This window comes from Tahibacter sp., assembly GCF_032229445.1.
GTDB lineage: Bacteria > Pseudomonadota > Gammaproteobacteria > Xanthomonadales > Rhodanobacteraceae > Tahibacter.
In genome coordinates, this window is record NZ_JAVTWC010000124.1 from 1 (window position 1) to 15,247 (window position 15,247).

General features: G+C 68.0%; 8 protein-coding genes. 5 read left to right on the forward strand and 3 right to left on the reverse strand.

The window, feature by feature from the left end; genetic code table 11:
* Nucleotides 1-296: 296 nt before the first annotated feature.
* The 3 genes from RUU78_RS23240 to RUU78_RS23250 all read left to right on the forward strand — a co-directional run bounded on the left by RUU78_RS23240 (nt 297) and on the right by RUU78_RS23250 (nt 5,218).
* Entirely contained in the window at nt 297-2,750 is a 2,454-nt protein-coding gene (locus RUU78_RS23240; RefSeq protein WP_313920150.1) for a prolyl oligopeptidase family serine peptidase, read from the forward strand.
* A 184-nt stretch (nt 2,751-2,934) separates the two neighbouring features.
* Nucleotides 2,935-4,647, forward strand: coding sequence for a YbaL family putative K(+) efflux transporter (ybaL, locus tag RUU78_RS23245; protein ID WP_313920151.1), 1,713 nt, complete (start codon nt 2,935-2,937; stop codon nt 4,645-4,647).
* A 40-nt stretch (nt 4,648-4,687) separates the two neighbouring features.
* Entirely contained in the window at nt 4,688-5,218 is a 531-nt protein-coding gene (locus RUU78_RS23250; protein ID WP_313920152.1) for a GNAT family N-acetyltransferase, read from the forward strand.
* Nucleotides 5,219-5,270: 52 nt separating this feature from the next.
* Here the strand turns inward: RUU78_RS23250 and RUU78_RS23255 are convergent, their stop codons facing one another.
* Nucleotides 5,271-6,191, reverse strand: coding sequence for a glutaminase (locus RUU78_RS23255; protein ID WP_313920153.1), 921 nt, complete (start codon nt 6,189-6,191; stop codon nt 5,271-5,273).
* 345 nt (nt 6,192-6,536) lie between these two features.
* Nucleotides 6,537-8,900 (reverse strand): S8 family serine peptidase, encoded by a 2,364-nt coding sequence (locus tag RUU78_RS23260; protein ID WP_313920154.1) that lies wholly within the window; start codon nt 8,898-8,900, stop codon nt 6,537-6,539.
* Between the two features lie 492 nt (nt 8,901-9,392).
* Here RUU78_RS23260 and RUU78_RS23265 point away from each other — a divergent pair, with 492 nt between their 5' ends.
* Nucleotides 9,393-11,207, forward strand: a complete 1,815-nt coding sequence (locus RUU78_RS23265) for a DUF885 domain-containing protein (RefSeq protein WP_313920155.1) — start codon at nt 9,393-9,395, stop codon at nt 11,205-11,207.
* Nucleotides 11,208-11,235: 28 nt separating this feature from the next.
* Here RUU78_RS23265 and RUU78_RS23270 read toward each other — a convergent pair whose 3' ends face one another.
* Nucleotides 11,236-12,219 (reverse strand): LysR substrate-binding domain-containing protein, encoded by a 984-nt coding sequence (locus RUU78_RS23270; RefSeq protein ID WP_313920156.1) that lies wholly within the window; start codon nt 12,217-12,219, stop codon nt 11,236-11,238.
* A gap of 163 nt (nt 12,220-12,382) precedes the next feature.
* Here RUU78_RS23270 and RUU78_RS23275 point away from each other — a divergent pair, with 163 nt between their 5' ends.
* The gene (locus RUU78_RS23275; protein ID WP_313920157.1) at nt 12,383-15,172 is read left to right on the forward strand and encodes a winged helix-turn-helix domain-containing protein; all 2,790 of its coding nucleotides are present in this window, start codon (nt 12,383-12,385) and stop codon (nt 15,170-15,172) included.
* Nucleotides 15,173-15,247 lie beyond the last annotated feature (75 nt).

The following is a 15,247-nucleotide window of genomic DNA, read 5'->3' on the forward strand; positions in this document are numbered from 1 at the left end:
GACTGGAAACGGAGCTTCATCGCTACCGCGCCAGTCCCCGACTCCACCAAGTCCTGGTACTACCGCTCTTGTGTTCAGTACCAGATCTCCACAACCCCGCCAAACGCCTGCTGCGCAGGCATTTGGCCGCCCCCTTGACTCAAGGGGGCTCCGGAATCAAAAGAAAATATCGGCTTGTTCAGAGGTTCTCTAACGATTCCCCATTCCCCATTCCCCATTCCCCCACAATGACCATTGCCACGGCTCAAGCGCGCGCAGCTTCGCTATCCTCGGGCGATCCCGTCCCGGAGTCGCCCATGTCAGCCAGGCTCAGTGCCGCCGTCGCCGTCCTCGTCAGCTTCGTCGCCCTGCCGACCCAGGCGGCGCTCACCCTCGACCAGATCATGGCCGAGCCCGACTGGATCGGCGCGCCGGTCGAATCGCCGTACTGGTCCGCGGACGGCAGCGCGGTCCATTACTCGCTCAAGCGCTCCGGCTCGGCCGTGCGCGACGTCCACCGCATCGGCGTATCCGACGGCAAGGACAGCGTGCTGAGCCCGGCCGAGCTGGCCAGCATCGATGGCAAGGACGCGGTCTACGACACGGCGCGCCAGCGTGCGGCGTTCATCCGCAACGGCGACGTGTTCGTGCGCGAACTGGGCAGCAACCGGCTGATACAGGTCACGCGCAGCAGCGAGGACGAAAGCTCGCCGCAGTTCTCCGCCGACCAGGCCAGCCTGCACTACCGCCGCGGCAACGACTGGTACGGCTACGCGTTCGCCGGCGGCGTCAACTACCCGCTCGCCGTGCTCAAGGCGGAAAAGAATCCGAAGGACAAGAAGCCCGGCGACTTCGAGAAGCTGCAGCTGCGCCTGATCGGTACGCTCAAGCAGGACCACGACAACAAGGAAGCGCTGAAGGCGCGCGCCGAGGAACTGCGCAAGGCCGATGCGAGCCGTGCGGCCGAGCCGGTCTATCTCGGTGACGACGTGCTGATCACACCCGCGAGCGTGCTGTCACCGGATGGTCGCTGGCTGCTCGTCGTCACCACGCCCAAGAGCTTCGACGGCGGCCGCGCCGGCAAGATGCCGATGTACGTGACCGAATCGGGCTACGAGGAAGTCGAGGACGTACGCACGCGCGTCGGTCGCGGCAACCCGGCCCCCGAGACACTGTGGCGCGTCGACCTGGCCAGCGGCAGCGCGACCCGGCTCGACTTCGCCGCGCTGCCCGGCAGCAGCGACGACCCGCTCGCCGCCGTACGCGCCGAGAACGAGAAGGCCAGGCCCAAGGAAACCACGGCCGAAACTGGCGATGCGGAAAAATCGGCCAAGGACGCGACGAAGAAAAAGACCGGCGACAGGAAGAATGCAGCAAAGCCCGAGACGGCCACGCGCACGATCGGCGTCAACGCGATCCAGTTCACGCGCGACGGCAGCCAGGCCGCGGTGATGCTGCGCGCGACCGACAACAAGGACCGCTGGATCGCGACGGTCGCGAATACAGAAAAGCCCGTGCTCACGTCACGCCATCGGCTGACCGACCCGGCCTGGATCAACTGGAACTTCAACGAGTACGGCTGGCTGCCGGACAATCGCACCCTGTGGTATGTGTCCGAGGAATCCGGCTTTTCCGCTTTGCATACCCGGCGCGACAGCGACAAGGCCAAGGCGATCGTGCAGGGCCGCTTCGAAGTCTCCGCGCCGCAGCTCTCGCCCGACGGCGCCTGGTTCTACCTCAAGAGCAACGCCGAAGCGCCCTACAGCTACGACGTCTACCGCGTGCCGGTGGCCGGCGGACAGACGACGCGCCTGACCCGCCTCAAGGGCGTGGAAGACTTCAGCGTTTCACCCGACGGCAAGCAGTTGCTCGTCGCGCATTCGGCCAGCTACCTGCCGCAGCAGCTCAGCCTGCTGCCGGCCGATGGCGGCAGCCCGCGCCAGCTCACCGATACGCGCACGGCGGAATTCAAGGCGCTGACCTGGCAGGAACCCAAGATCGTGCCGGTGCCGTCCTCGCACGGCAAGGAACCTATCTGGGGCAAGCTCTATACGCCCGCGGCGAGCGGCGGCAAGCGCCCGATCGTGCTGTTCGTGCACGGTGCCGGCTATACGCAGAACACGCATCTGGCCTACCCGTACTATTTCCGGGAGCAGATGTTCCACAACCTGCTGACCGAACGCGGCTATCTCGTCCTGGATCTCGACTACCGCGCGTCCGAAGGCTATGGCCGGGACTGGCGCACGGCGATCTACCGCCACATGGGCAAACCGGAACTCGAGGACCTCATCGACGGCGTCAACTGGCTGGTCAAGGAACACGACGGCGACGCGAGCCGCGTCGGCCTGTACGGCGGCTCCTATGGCGGCTTCATGACCCTGATCGCGATGTTCCAGGCGCCCGACGTGTTCAAGGCCGGCGCGGCGCTGCGCCCGGTCACCGACTGGACCCAGTACAACCACGAGTACACGTCCAATATTCTCAATACGCCGGAAGTGGACGATATCGCCTACCGCCGCAGTTCGCCGATCGAGTTCGCCGACGGCCTCAAGGGCGCGCTGCTGATCGCCCACGGCATGATCGACGACAACGTGTTCTTCCAGGATTCGGTACGCCTGTTCCAGCGCCTGATCGATTTGAAGAAAGACAACGTCGAACTCGCGCCGTATCCGCTGGAGCGGCATGGCTTCACCCACGCCGTGGCCTGGCGCGACGAATACGCGCGCATCCTCAAGCTGTTCGAGACGCACGTGCGCGGCGTGGCGCAGTAGCGGTTTGCGTTGACGTGTGATGTGTGACGTAGCGGTAACGCGTTGCGGTGTAGGGTTGCGGGCTGTGGAAGATGATTCAACGCGTTTCGAAAGCGACGCATGGACTTTGGCCCTCTCCCCCAAGTGCGCTTGGGGGAGAGCGAGCAAATCTCCCGCAACGCCCTGTACAACACCACGGTGACCGATGCCCCACAGCGTAGAACTGATCGCCACCATTTCCGCCGCGCTCGGCCTCGCCCTGATCGTCGGCTTCATCGCAGTGCGTTTTTTCAAGCTGCCGGCGCTCGTCGGCTACCTCATCGCCGGCATCCTCATCGGCCCGGCCACGCCGGGCTTCGTCGCCGACGTCCACCTGGCCCAGCAACTCGCCGAGATCGGCGTCATGCTGCTGATGTTCGGCGTAGGCCTGCATTTCTCCCTCGACGACCTGCTGTCGGTCAAGCGCATCGCGCTGCCGGGCGCACTGGTGCAGATCGCCGTGGCCACCGCCATGGGCATGGGCCTGGCCTGGTTCTGGGGCTGGCCGTTCGCGGCCGGCATCGTGTTCGGTCTCGCCCTGTCGGTCGCCAGCACCGTCGTGCTGCTGCGCGCACTGGAAAGCCGCGGCCTCGTGGAATCGGTCAACGGCCGCATCGCCGTGGGCTGGCTGGTGGTGGAAGACCTGGTCATGGTGCTGGCGCTGGTGCTGCTGCCGGCGCTGGCGGGCGACAGCTCGCCCGCGCACGTCGACGCGGCCGAGGCCGCGCGCCCACTGTGGCTCAGCGTCACGCTGACGCTGGGCAAGGTCGCCGCCTTCGTCGTGCTGATGCTGGTCGGCGGACGCAAGCTGTTCCCGTGGCTGCTGTGGCAGGTTGCGCGCACGGGTTCGCGCGAACTGTTCACGCTCTGCGTGATCGCCGCGGCCGTCGGCATCGCCTTCCTCGCCGGCACACTGTTCGATGTGTCGTTCGCACTCGGCGCCTTCCTCGCCGGCATGGTGCTGCGCGAATCGGAACTGAGCTACCGCGCGGCCGAGGAATCACTGCCGCTGCGCGACGCGTTCGCGGTGCTGTTCTTCGTCTCCGTCGGCATGTTGTTCGATCCGAAGATCCTGATCGAGCAGCCGCTGATGGTGGCCGCGGTGGTCTGTGTGATCGTGCTCGGCAAGACCCTCGCCGCTTCCGTGCTCGTGCTGCTGCTGCGCTATCCGCTGAACACTGCGCTGACCGTCTCCGCCGGCCTGGCCCAGATCGGCGAGTTCTCCTTCATCATCGCCGCGCTCGGTGTGTCGCTGAACATCCTGCCGCAGCAGGGCCAGAACCTGATCCTCGCCGGCGCAATCATCTCGATCGCGCTCAACCCGCTGCTGTTCCAGGCGATCGAACCGGCGCAGGCCTGGGTCCGCAAGCGCTCGGGTATGGCGCGCCAACTCGAACGCCCGGCCGATCCGCTCGCGGAACTGCCGAACAGCGTGAGCTCGGACTATCTGACCGGCCATGTGCTGCTGGTCGGCTACGGCCGCGTCGGCAGGCGCATCGCCGCGGCGCTGCGCGAGCGCGGCCTGCGCCTCGTCGTCGCCGACGAAAACCGCGAACGGGTCGAACAGCTACGCCTGCAAGGTCTGCATGCGGTTGCTGGCGACGCGTCGGAACCGGCCGTGCTGATCCAGGCCCACGTCGCCCGTGCACGCGTGCTCGTCATCGCGATTCCCGACACGTTCCATGTGCGCCGCATGGCCGAAATCGCGCGTGCGCTGAACCCGGCGATCCACGTCGTGGTGCGTTCGCACAGCGAGGAGGAAGCAGGCCTGCTGCAGCGGGAAAATATCGCCCAGGTATTCCTCGGCGAGGAGACGCTGGCCGCAGCGATGACCCTGAACGTGCTGGGAAAGGCCGCTGCGCCCGCGCCGGCCCATTGAATTCCTGACCGGCGTTTCAATCGAATCACGGAGCCGTGCCATGAGCAAAGCCGCAGCCCTGCAGATCCGCCGCGCCGAGGCGGCCGACGCCGCCGCGCTGGCGCCGCTGATGGCCGAATGGTTTCTCGCCGCCTATGCTCATGCCAGCGACGCGGCGAACACGGGCGCCTTCGTCGCGGCCAACTTCGATCGTGCAAAGCAGGCCGCGGAGATCGCGAATCCCGACATCGTCACGCTGATTGCCCAGAGCGACGGCGAGTTGGCGGGCTATGCGCAGGTGCGCTTCGCGACGCCCACGCCCGACTGCGTGGACGAAGCCGACGCGTGCGAACTCGGACGCTTCTATTTCGCGCCGGCGCACCACGGCCGCGGCGGCGCGGCACTGCTGATGGACGCCGTGCGTGCCGCGGCCCGCGAACGCGGCCGGCGTTGGCTGTGGCTGCTGGTCTGGCAGGAAGCCCCGCAGGCGATCCGCTTCTACGAAAAGCAAGGCTTCGCGAAAGTCGGCACCGCAGTGTTTCTGGTCGGCGAGGACCGCAAGGCGGATTTTGTGTTGAGGGGGATAGTTTGAAGCTCTGACGCCCTCTCCCCCGCGCAGTCCGAGCAGAGGGCACGAAGATCCGTCAGCGAAAAATCGACAACCCCGTCGTCGCGGCGAAACGCTCGATCGCCGCCGCGGCCGCGATCGAGTTGCCGGTGGCGTCCAGGCGCGGCGACCAGGCGCAGATGCTCATGCGTCCAGGCACGATCGCGAGGATGCCGCCGCCCACGCCAGTCTTGGTCGGCAGGCCGATGCGGAACGCAAAATCGCCGGCTGCGTCGTAGGCGCCGCAGGTCAGCATCAGCGCGTTGATGCGACGCGCATCGGGTGCCTGAAGTACGCGCGCGGCGCCGGGCTGTACGCCGTCAGCGGCAAGGAACAGCGCGGCGCGCGCGAGTTCGGCACAGGACATCGCGATCGCGCATTGGGCGCAGTAGGCATCGAGTATCGCCGCGACCTCCTGCCTGAGATTGCCGAAGCTGCGCATGAAATGGGCGATGGCGGCATTGCGGTCGCTGTGCAGACGCTCGGAACGCGCAACCTGCGCGTCGATCGCCACGCTCGTTCGGCCCAGCAGCCGGTGCACGAATTCCAGCACCGCGCGTTCGGGCTGCAGATAGCGATGGCAAAGCACGTCGGTGATGACGAGCGCGCCGGCGTTGACGAACGGATTGCGCGGCACACCGCTTTCGCGTTCGAGCAGCACCAGTGAATTGAACGGCGTGCCCGAGGGTTCGCGCCCGACACGTTGCCACAGGTCGTCGCCTTCGCGCTGCAGCGCCAGGGTCAGCGCGAACAGCTTGGAGATGCTCTGGATCGAGAACGCCTGGTCGGCGCTGCCGGCGCGGTGCAACGCACCGTCGACCGTGGCGACGGCGATGCCGAACTGCCGCGGCGGAACATTCGCGAGCGCCGGAATGTAGTCGGCGACGGCGCCCTGATCGGTCAGCGCGATAGCCTCGTCGGCGATGGTCTGCAGCAGCGCGGCGATATCGGCGGACATGCGATCGGAGATGGCGGGCTCGGAGCGCGAACACTACCCGTACCGCCGGGAATTTGCGACGCCAGCGCGGAGCGCACGCGACGAAACGAGTGCACAGGAGTGAGAAATGAGTGGGACGGCCTCGCCTGTCGGCTCATTGTTTTCTCAATCTCGCAGACTCTTTTCCCGTCTCTCGCTGCCGCAAGATCCGCGGCCGCCGGGTGGGGTCCGGCGGCCGCGGAACCGTACCCCGCGATGCGTGGCGGGCGTACGGTGTGGAGCGCAGCGAGTGTGGAGGAGTGAGAAACGAGCAGATCGCGAGACCATTCCACTGTTTTCCCACTCATCTTCACTACTTGCTGCTCGTCAGAACTGGATGCTCCAGTCGTCGAGGTAACCGGCATCGGTCGCGTAGACGTCGGTGACGCGCAGGCGCCACAGGCCATTCTTCGCGACCGCTGACGCGTTCACCGTATACGTCGCGCGGATGTCGTCGCCGCTGTCGTTGTCGTAGTTCTTGATGCGCACGCTCTGCCCGTTCGGCGCGATGAGATCCAGCTGCACGTCGCCGCGGTACGGATGCATGATGTTGACCGTGATCCGGGTCTGGCTCGACGCATTGCCCGACTGGCCCGACACGGTTATCGGACTCGTGACAGTGCCCGGATCCGGAATCGTGTAGTTCGCCGTGTTGCTGAAACCACCGCCGCCGATGGTGTAGCTGCCGGTCAGGCTCACGTTCGAGAACGCGCCGTACGCGACGAGCCTGACGTGGTAGGTGCCCGCCTGAGCCGTCGTGATCGTGCAGGTCTCAGCGGTATTCGGCGTATCCGACTTGCAGTCGTAGCTGGATGTCGTCGGCGCGCTGCCGAACTTCGCGTAGACATCCACGTCGCCGCTGCCGCCACTCGTGACGAACTTCAGGCCGCTCGCGCCGGCCGGCACGTCGAGCGTGAAATCGAGCGAGGTGTTGACCGCGGCGCTCAGACCCGTCTTGGCCACGCCGTTCTGCAGCACGTTGCCACCACCATTGCTCGGCACCGTGACCGATACGGTCTTCGTGTTGTCCAGGCCGCCGTCGTCGGTGACCTTGAGCTTGACCGTATAGGTGCCGGCCGCAGCGTAGGTCTTGCTCGGGCTGGTCTGCGTCGACGTGGTGCCGTCGCCGAAGTCCCAGGCACGCGAGGCGATGCTGCCATCGCTGTCGCTGGACGAATCGCTGAAGCCCACGGTCAGATCGTTCACGCTGTAGGTGAAGTTCGCCGTCGGCGCAACGTTGCCGCCACCGCCGAGCGCGAGCAGTGTCTTCGTCGCGTCGACCAGGCCAGCGCCGCAACCGCCGCTGCAACTGCCGGCGAGCGGACGCACGTTCTGCTTGAGCAGGGATTCGATTTCGTCCGGCGTCTTGCTCGCCTTCGCGAGAATCAACGCGGCAAGCCCGGCCACGTGCGGCGCGGCCATCGATGTGCCCTGGTAGTACGAATAGGTTTCGCTGCCCGGCGCGTTCGTGCCGGTGTTGAGCGTCGACAGCACACCGTTCCCCGACACCGCGGTCTCGCCGCCGGGTGCGGTCACGTCGATGCCGGTGCCGTAGTTCGAATACGAGGCGCGATTGCCCTCGCGGTCGCTCGCCGCGACCGCGACGACACCGCTGCAGTTGGCCGGCTGGAAGCCCGACACGTTGGCGTTGGAATTGCCCGCGGCGATGACCACCACGCTGCCGCGCTGGCGCGCGCCGTTGATCGCACTCTGGGAGGTACTGCTGCACGAGCCGCTGCCGCCGAGGCTCAGGTTGATGACCTTGGCCGGGGTCTGGTTCGCGGGCACGCCCGAGACGCTGCCGCCCGAGGCCCAGAGGATCGCGTCGGAAATGTCGGCGAGGCTGCCGCCGCCCTTGCCGAGCACGCGCAGCGGCTGGATCTTCGCGTTGAACGCGACGCCGGCCACGCCCTTGCTGTTGTTGGTCAGCGCGGCGATCGTGCCGGCAACGTGCGTGCCGTGCCAGCTGGAATTGTTGCCGTTGTAGGCATCGCCGGGGTCGGCCGGATTCGAGTCGCGGCCGTTGCCGTCGTTGGACACCGTCGTGTCGCTGATGAAGTCGTAGCCGGCGACCGTCTGGCCCGACAGATCGCTGTGTGTGGTGATGCCGGTGTCGATGACGGCGACGACGACGCCGCTGCCGGTGGAGATGTCCCAGGCTTCCGGCAGGTTCATGCCGGCGGTGGACTGGAAATAGTGCCACTGGTCCTGATAGCGCGTGTCGTTCGGCGTCAGCGCGATCTGCATGCGCAGGTCCGGCTCGACCAGCGCCACGTCCGGATTCCTGGCCAGTTCGCGCATGATCGTCTCGGCCGAGGCCACGCGGCGCGCACCGTCGGTGCGCACTTCGAACACGAAACCGCCGGTGGCGGTGGGACGCACGAGCGCCAGCGGCGTCGACAGCGCGCTGCTGACGCGCGAGAGGTCTGCCTCGACGCGCTTGGCTGCCATGTCGGCGACCGCGGCATGCTCGCGCGTGCCGTACAGGCTGGCGTCGACGTAGTGCACGATGAAGCGCGTATACATCTCTCCACGCTGGATCGCCTCGAGCGAAACGCGCTCGCCGCTGGCGGCGCGCTCCGTCCAGATCGACGCGGCGCCGGCCATGGAGGCCGTGCCGCCGAACAGCGCCGCGGCCGCGAGACTCAGCGCCGTGCGCCGACCCAGTTTGCTGCTGACTACTTTGTTCACGAGTTCACCCATTCTACTTGGCGATTTATGGTGTGGACCGCGCCCTCTTTCCGCGGTCCGCTCGTCCGTTTCATGGCGCAGGCACGTCCCCCGACGCCCGTTATCCCGGCGCCGCTTCCTGCTGGAAGTCGCTGTGCTGGCCGGCGCTTCAACGTGGCACCCGGCTGCGTCACGGCCGCCACAACCCCCGTCGCGACGACGCGTTGACGCTACGCCCGGCCGCACACCCCACCTATGAGCGCGCGGCATGGTGGAGCAATCGTCATGGGGCCATCGCGGCCATATACGCGATCTCAGCAGCCGGCAGGCAGAGTGGTGCTCGACGTATGGCGCAGCGTCGTGCCGCGCGGACGCTGTCCGTGTCCGCGGACACGCTTCGGCGAGTTGGCCAATGCGGCAAACCGCACAACCACGCCAGTGTCGTAGCTTTCGCGGATTGGCACGGGCGTTGCGTATAGCGTGTACGTGCTCTTACTTGCGAAGGACAGCTCCATGCCGCGTTCCCGACAGCCTTATCCGATTCGCGCCGCGATTGCCGCGGCCAGCGCCGCGGTGCTAGCCGCCGCCTGCTCCAGTCCCGTGCGCGACGAATCCGCCACGGCGAAACCTGCGCCGAGTGCGCCTGCCGCGACCGTCGCGACCGACGCCGTCGCCGCGGTCAACGCGCTGGCCGACCGCTACGTCGACGCGGTGCTCGACTTCGATCCGACCGTGACCTATTTCACCGGCGTGCCGGTCACCGCGCATGACCGCCTGCCGCGCAATTCCGCCGCCGAGATCGCCGCGTGGGATGCACAGGAAGACGCGATGCTCGCCGACCTCGCGCGTATCGACGCCGCACCGCTGCGCGGCACGCCCAACGCGGTGAGCTACGCGGTGCTGCGCGAAAGCCTCGAATCCGGCCGCCAGCTGCGCATCTGCCACCGGGAACGCTGGACCATCAGCCACATGAACGGCTGGCTGTCGAGCCTCGCCGAGGCGGCCCAGGCGCAACCCATCACGACGCCCGAGGAACGCAGCCAGGCCGTGGCGCGCTGGTCCGCACTGGGCAACTATGTCGACAACGACATCGCCAACCTGCGCACCGGCCTGGCGACCGGCTACAGCGTGCCCAGGAGCGTCGTCGACCGCGTGCTCAAGCAACTCGACGGCATGGTCAACGGTAAGCCCGAGGACCTGCCGTTCTATTCACCGGCCAAGCGTGCCGACGATGCCGCGTTCAGGACGCAGCTGGCCCAGGTCATGCGCGACACCGCGCTGCCGGCAATCACGCGCTACCGCGACTTCATCCGCAACGAATACCGCGCCAAGGCACGCGACAGCGTGGCGCTGGCGGACCTGCCCGACGGCGCAGCCTGCTATGCCGCACTGCTGCGCAACAGCACGACGCTGACGCGCAGCCCGCGCGAGGTCTACGAACTCGGCCAGGAGACCGTTGCCGACAACGAGGCCATCGTCGCCGACATCGGCCAGCGCCTGTTCGGCACGCGCGACATCAGGTCCATCATCGCCAAGGTCGACAAGGAACCGAAGAATCACTTCGGTTCCGAGAAGGAACTGCTCGACTACTCGCGCGCCGGCCTTGAGCGCGCGCGCCAGCTCAGCGCACCGCTGTTCGCGCGCATGCCGAAACAGCCGGCGATCATCGAGCCCTTCCCCGACTACCAGCGAGGCACCGGCGTCAGCTCGCACTACATCCCGAGCACCGACACGAGCAAGCCCGGCGAATACCGTATCCAGCTCGAGAACTGGAAAGTGGACACGCGCGGCTCGGCCGAGATCACGCTGGTGCATGAGACCTGGCCCGGCCATCACCTGCAGATCGCACTCGCAAACGAACTGCAGCCACCGCACCGCGTCGCCAGGCTCGGCTTCAATTCCGCGTATCTCGAAGGCTGGGGCCGCTATTCCGAACGCCTGGCCGAGGAAGCCGGCATCTACCAGACCGAGTACGCGAAGATCTCGCGCCGCATCTGGCCGGCCCGCGGCATGGTCGCCGACCCCGGCATGCACCTGTTCGGCTGGACCCGCCAGCAGACCATCGACTACCTCGCCGCCACCGGCCGATTCGGCCAGGCCGGCGCCGAAGACCTCATCGACCGCATGGCCGTGATGCCCGCGCAGCTCACGTCCTACGATTCCGGCGGTCTCGAGATCTTCGCCCTGCGCGAGCAGGCCGAACGCGAACTCGGCGCGAAATTCGACATCCGCCAGTTCCACAGCCAGGTCATCGACCAGGGCGTCGTGCCGCTGGCGCTGCTGCGGGAAAATGTGGAAGCGTGGATAAGCAGCGCGAAATCCCGATAAGCCTGCCAGAAATCCTGGCGTAGATACGTCAGGCGGCCACCGCCCGCTGCGCTACGCTGGCCCACCCCGGCGGCACCGGCCATTCGCCGGCTTCGCCGAGGGCCAGCGTGCGGCGCATCGCGCGGATCTCCATGTGCGGGGCGAGGTCGGCGACGAGTTCCAGCGCCGGTTCGGCGGGGCTCGTGCGCGCCGGGAATGCGGCCCAGGCGGTGCAGGTGCGGAACAGTTCGCCGACTGGCAGCGCGCAGAGGTCGTCGTCGCTGTCGCGGCGGTAGGCGGTCTCGGCAACGATGCCGATGCCCAGGCCGGCGCGCACGTAGGCTTTGATCAGGTCCGCGTCACCGCTCAGGGTCGCAAGATTCGGCCGCAGGCCGTGCACGGCGAACGCGCGGGCGAAGTCCGACAGCGGGTCGCGCGCGGATTCGTAGGTGACAATGGGCTGCGCGGCGAGGTCGGCGATCCTGAGGCCGCGCCCGAGACGCAGCAAAGGATGGCGCAGCGGCACGAGGGCCAGGCGCTGCCAGCGGTACAGCGGCACCGAGGCGACGTGACGCGGGCGCAGGCCCGGCGTGCTGGCGAGCGCGAGGTCGATCCGGCCGCTCTCGGCCCAGGCCAGCACTTCCTCGTCGCCGCCGACCGTGAGGCTGACCTGCAGCTGGCTGTGTTCGCGCTTGAGACGTTCCAGCGCCGCGGGAAGGACGTAGCGCGCCTGGGTCGGCGTCGTGGCGATGCGTAGCGCGCGGCTCATGCCGCCGCGACGGTGCAGCGCAAGACCATGGATGCCGCTCATCTCGGCGAGCACGGCGCGGGCATGCTCGATCACGCGGCTGCCGCAGGGCGTCAGTGCGCTCAGCGCATAGCCGCGCCGCTGGAACAGCGGCTGGCCCATTTCGGTTTCGATCTGCTTGAGCTGCTTGGACAGGGCCGACTGGGTGGTATGCACGCGTTCGGCGGCGCGCGAGATCACCAAGCCGGCGTCGACGATCGCAACGAGGTAGCGCAACTGGTTCAACGTCATAACCAAATGGCCTAAGCGGACCTGTGGAGGATCAGCGTGGCTGCGCAGCGCGCCGACATTCCTGCTCGGCGCACTCAAATTTGTCTCAAGAACCGCTCAAGCGCGCTAAACGTGCGCTCAACACGGAGTACCATGCGCCGGGGCGAGGGAAACAACTGTGCAGACACTGAATCCAGCCATGTGGCCGGCGGATACGCCGGTCGTGCGCGTCGGCGATCTCTGCGTCGACCTGCGCTATCGCCGCCTGTGTACGGCGGAGGGCGAAGTCGAACTCAGCAGCCGCGTCTTCGACGTGCTGCTGCTGTTCCTCGCGGAACCCAATCGCCTGCATACGCGCGAATCGCTGCTGCAGCGCATCTGGGCCGGCGTCGTGGTCGAGGACGGTAATCTGACCCAGACCGTATCAGTGCTGCGCCGCCTGCTCGGCGAGGAACGCAAGCTGTGGATCCGCACCGTCGCCAAGCGTGGCTATGTGTTCGAGCCGCCGGGGCCGGTGCTGCCGCTCGAACTCGACGACGAAGGACTGCGCCCGGCGGGCAGCGATGTGACGGTGATGCCGGCCGCGGCCGCTCCTCCGCCGCCCACAGCCACGACGCTACGGCCGCGACGCCGCGCGCTGCCCTGGCTCGCCGTTGCCACGGTCGTGCTCGGTCTGATCGTCTCGTGGTTCGCCGCGAGCACGCCGGCGGCGGGCCGGCGCATCGCACTGCTGCCGCTGGACGATCCGGGCGCGGGTGCGGACACGCGCTGGCCGGCGACCGTGCTGCAGAGCTGGCTCGAATGGCAGCTGTCCCTGGCACCGGAAGTCGTCGTGCTCAGCGCGGCCGATCTCGCCGCCGACGCCAGCGACGGCCGCGGTGTCGAAGTGGTGCTGTTGTCGGCGATGCCGGCCGGCGCGGGCCGCCTGCGCCTGCAGGCGCGCACGCCGTCGGGAGCCAACCGCGAAGCCGAAGGCGCGCTCGAATCGGTCGACGAGCTGATCGACCAGGTCAGCCAGGCCGTGCTGAGCGACCTGCTGCCGCAGCGCGCACGCGAAGCGCGGCCGGTGCTGCGCCTGCGCACCGCGAATGCGCAGCGCTACGCCGAGGCCGTACAGCATCACCGTCAGCGCGAATGGACGCCGTATTTCGAACGGCTGCGCGGCGTGGTCGAGCAGGAACCCGAGTTCGGCCTGGCGCGGCTGCAACTCGCCCAGTCGCTGCTGACCTTCGGCCAGTATCGCGCCGCCGACGAACACTTCGCGCGGCTGCAGTCCGCCGCGAACGACTGGCCGCAGGACGCGCGCGCGCTGCTCGGCGCGCAGCGTCTCGTCGTGGCGCAACGGCACGCCGAAGCGGCACAGGCGTTCGCCGGGCTCGCGCAACGCTTTCCGAACCAGGCTCAGTTCGTACTCGACGAGGCGCGCGCGCGGCTGCGTGCCGGACACGCGGCCGACACGATCGCGCTGCTGTCGGCACCGCGCTGGCAGCGCCAGCCCGTGGCGCTGCGCATCATGGCGCAGCTCAACCTGTCGGCCGCCTACGGCACCATGGGCGACGCGAGCAACGCGCGCACGGCGGCACTGGTCGCGCGGCAACTTGCGCAGGATGCGGGCTGGAACTACGAAGGCGCCATGGCGGCGCAGTCCGTGACGATTGCCGACTGGATGCAGGGCGAAGGCGCCGCGATCGCTGCGCGTTTCGACGCGGTCGCCGGTCTCTACGACGATGCCGGCGATCCGCTGCGCGCGCATCTGATGCGCTTCTACGGCGATCTTGCCGATCCGCAGCGCGAGCCCGCGCATCTGCCCGCGCTGCTGACCGCGGCGCGCGCGAGCGGCCACCAGGCGATCGAGTTCGAAGCGCTGCGGCGCGCCTCCTACAAGTTCCACCGCCGCGGCGACTTCGCCGCCTATCGCCAGTATCTCGATCAGGCCGCGAGCCTGGCGGAAGCCAGCGGCGCGCACAACCAGCTGCACTCCATCGTGTTCGACCGCATCAACGAGGACTATTTGCGTGGCGATCTGGCCGCGGCACTGCGTCGTGCCGAAGATCTGCGCCCGCGGCCGGGCAAGGACGGCCTCGACACCAACCTCGATGTGCTGATCGGCCTGATCCATCTGCGCCAGGGCCGCTTCGGTGCGGCGCAGGCCGTACTCGATCGCGCCGATCCACAAGGATCCATTGTGGACAAGGCGCTGCGCCGCGAAGCGCCCGAGATCGCCTTCAGCCTGGCCTGCCTGCGCGGCACGCTGGCATTGCTGCGCGGCGAGACCGCAGCAGCGGAAGCGGATTTCTCGCGCTGCGCGAATTCGGTCGATCCCTCCGTCGGCCTCTACGGGCGCCTCGGCGGTGCCGAGCTCGCGCTGCTGGGCGGCGACCGCAGCCGCGCTGCGACCCCATTGAACGACGTTCAGACCGGCCTGAGCAGCGTACCGAGCCTGGTCTCGCGCTGGAGCCTGACGCTGGAATGGGCACCCCAGGCGGCGCGCCACGGAGACGCCGCACAGGTGCGGCGCCACGTCGAGGCGCTGCTCGCGCCGATACAGGCATCGGGCTATGCACTGCTGGAACTCGACGCGCGACTGAGCCTGGCCGAAGCGAGCCTGGTGCTCGGCGAGCCGCTGCAGGCCGAGCGCGAACTCGCTGCGGCGCGTGCGCTGCGCGTGACGAACGACTGGCTCGCGCGGCGGCGCCTGGACATCGCCAGCGCCGGCCTTGCGCTGGCGCAAGGCCGCGCGCAGGACGCCGCTGACTATGCGCTGCCGCTGCACGCGGGGGCGCTGGAATCCGGCGATGTCGCGACCGAGCTGACCGCGCACGACCTGCTGCAGCGCGCCGGCCGCGCATCGCCCTGCAGCGAGTCGCAACACGTTGCATTGTTGACAAAATCCGGAATGCGCGGTGCGACGCTGGCGTGGCTGCTGCCGCCGGCGCTGCGGCGGGATCTGGCACGCAGCTGGCGCTGAGGGCGAGACGCTCCACGTCTGCTGTCCCATGAGCTTGTCCGGCGTCACGCATACCCGGACCTCGTACGGATCGCC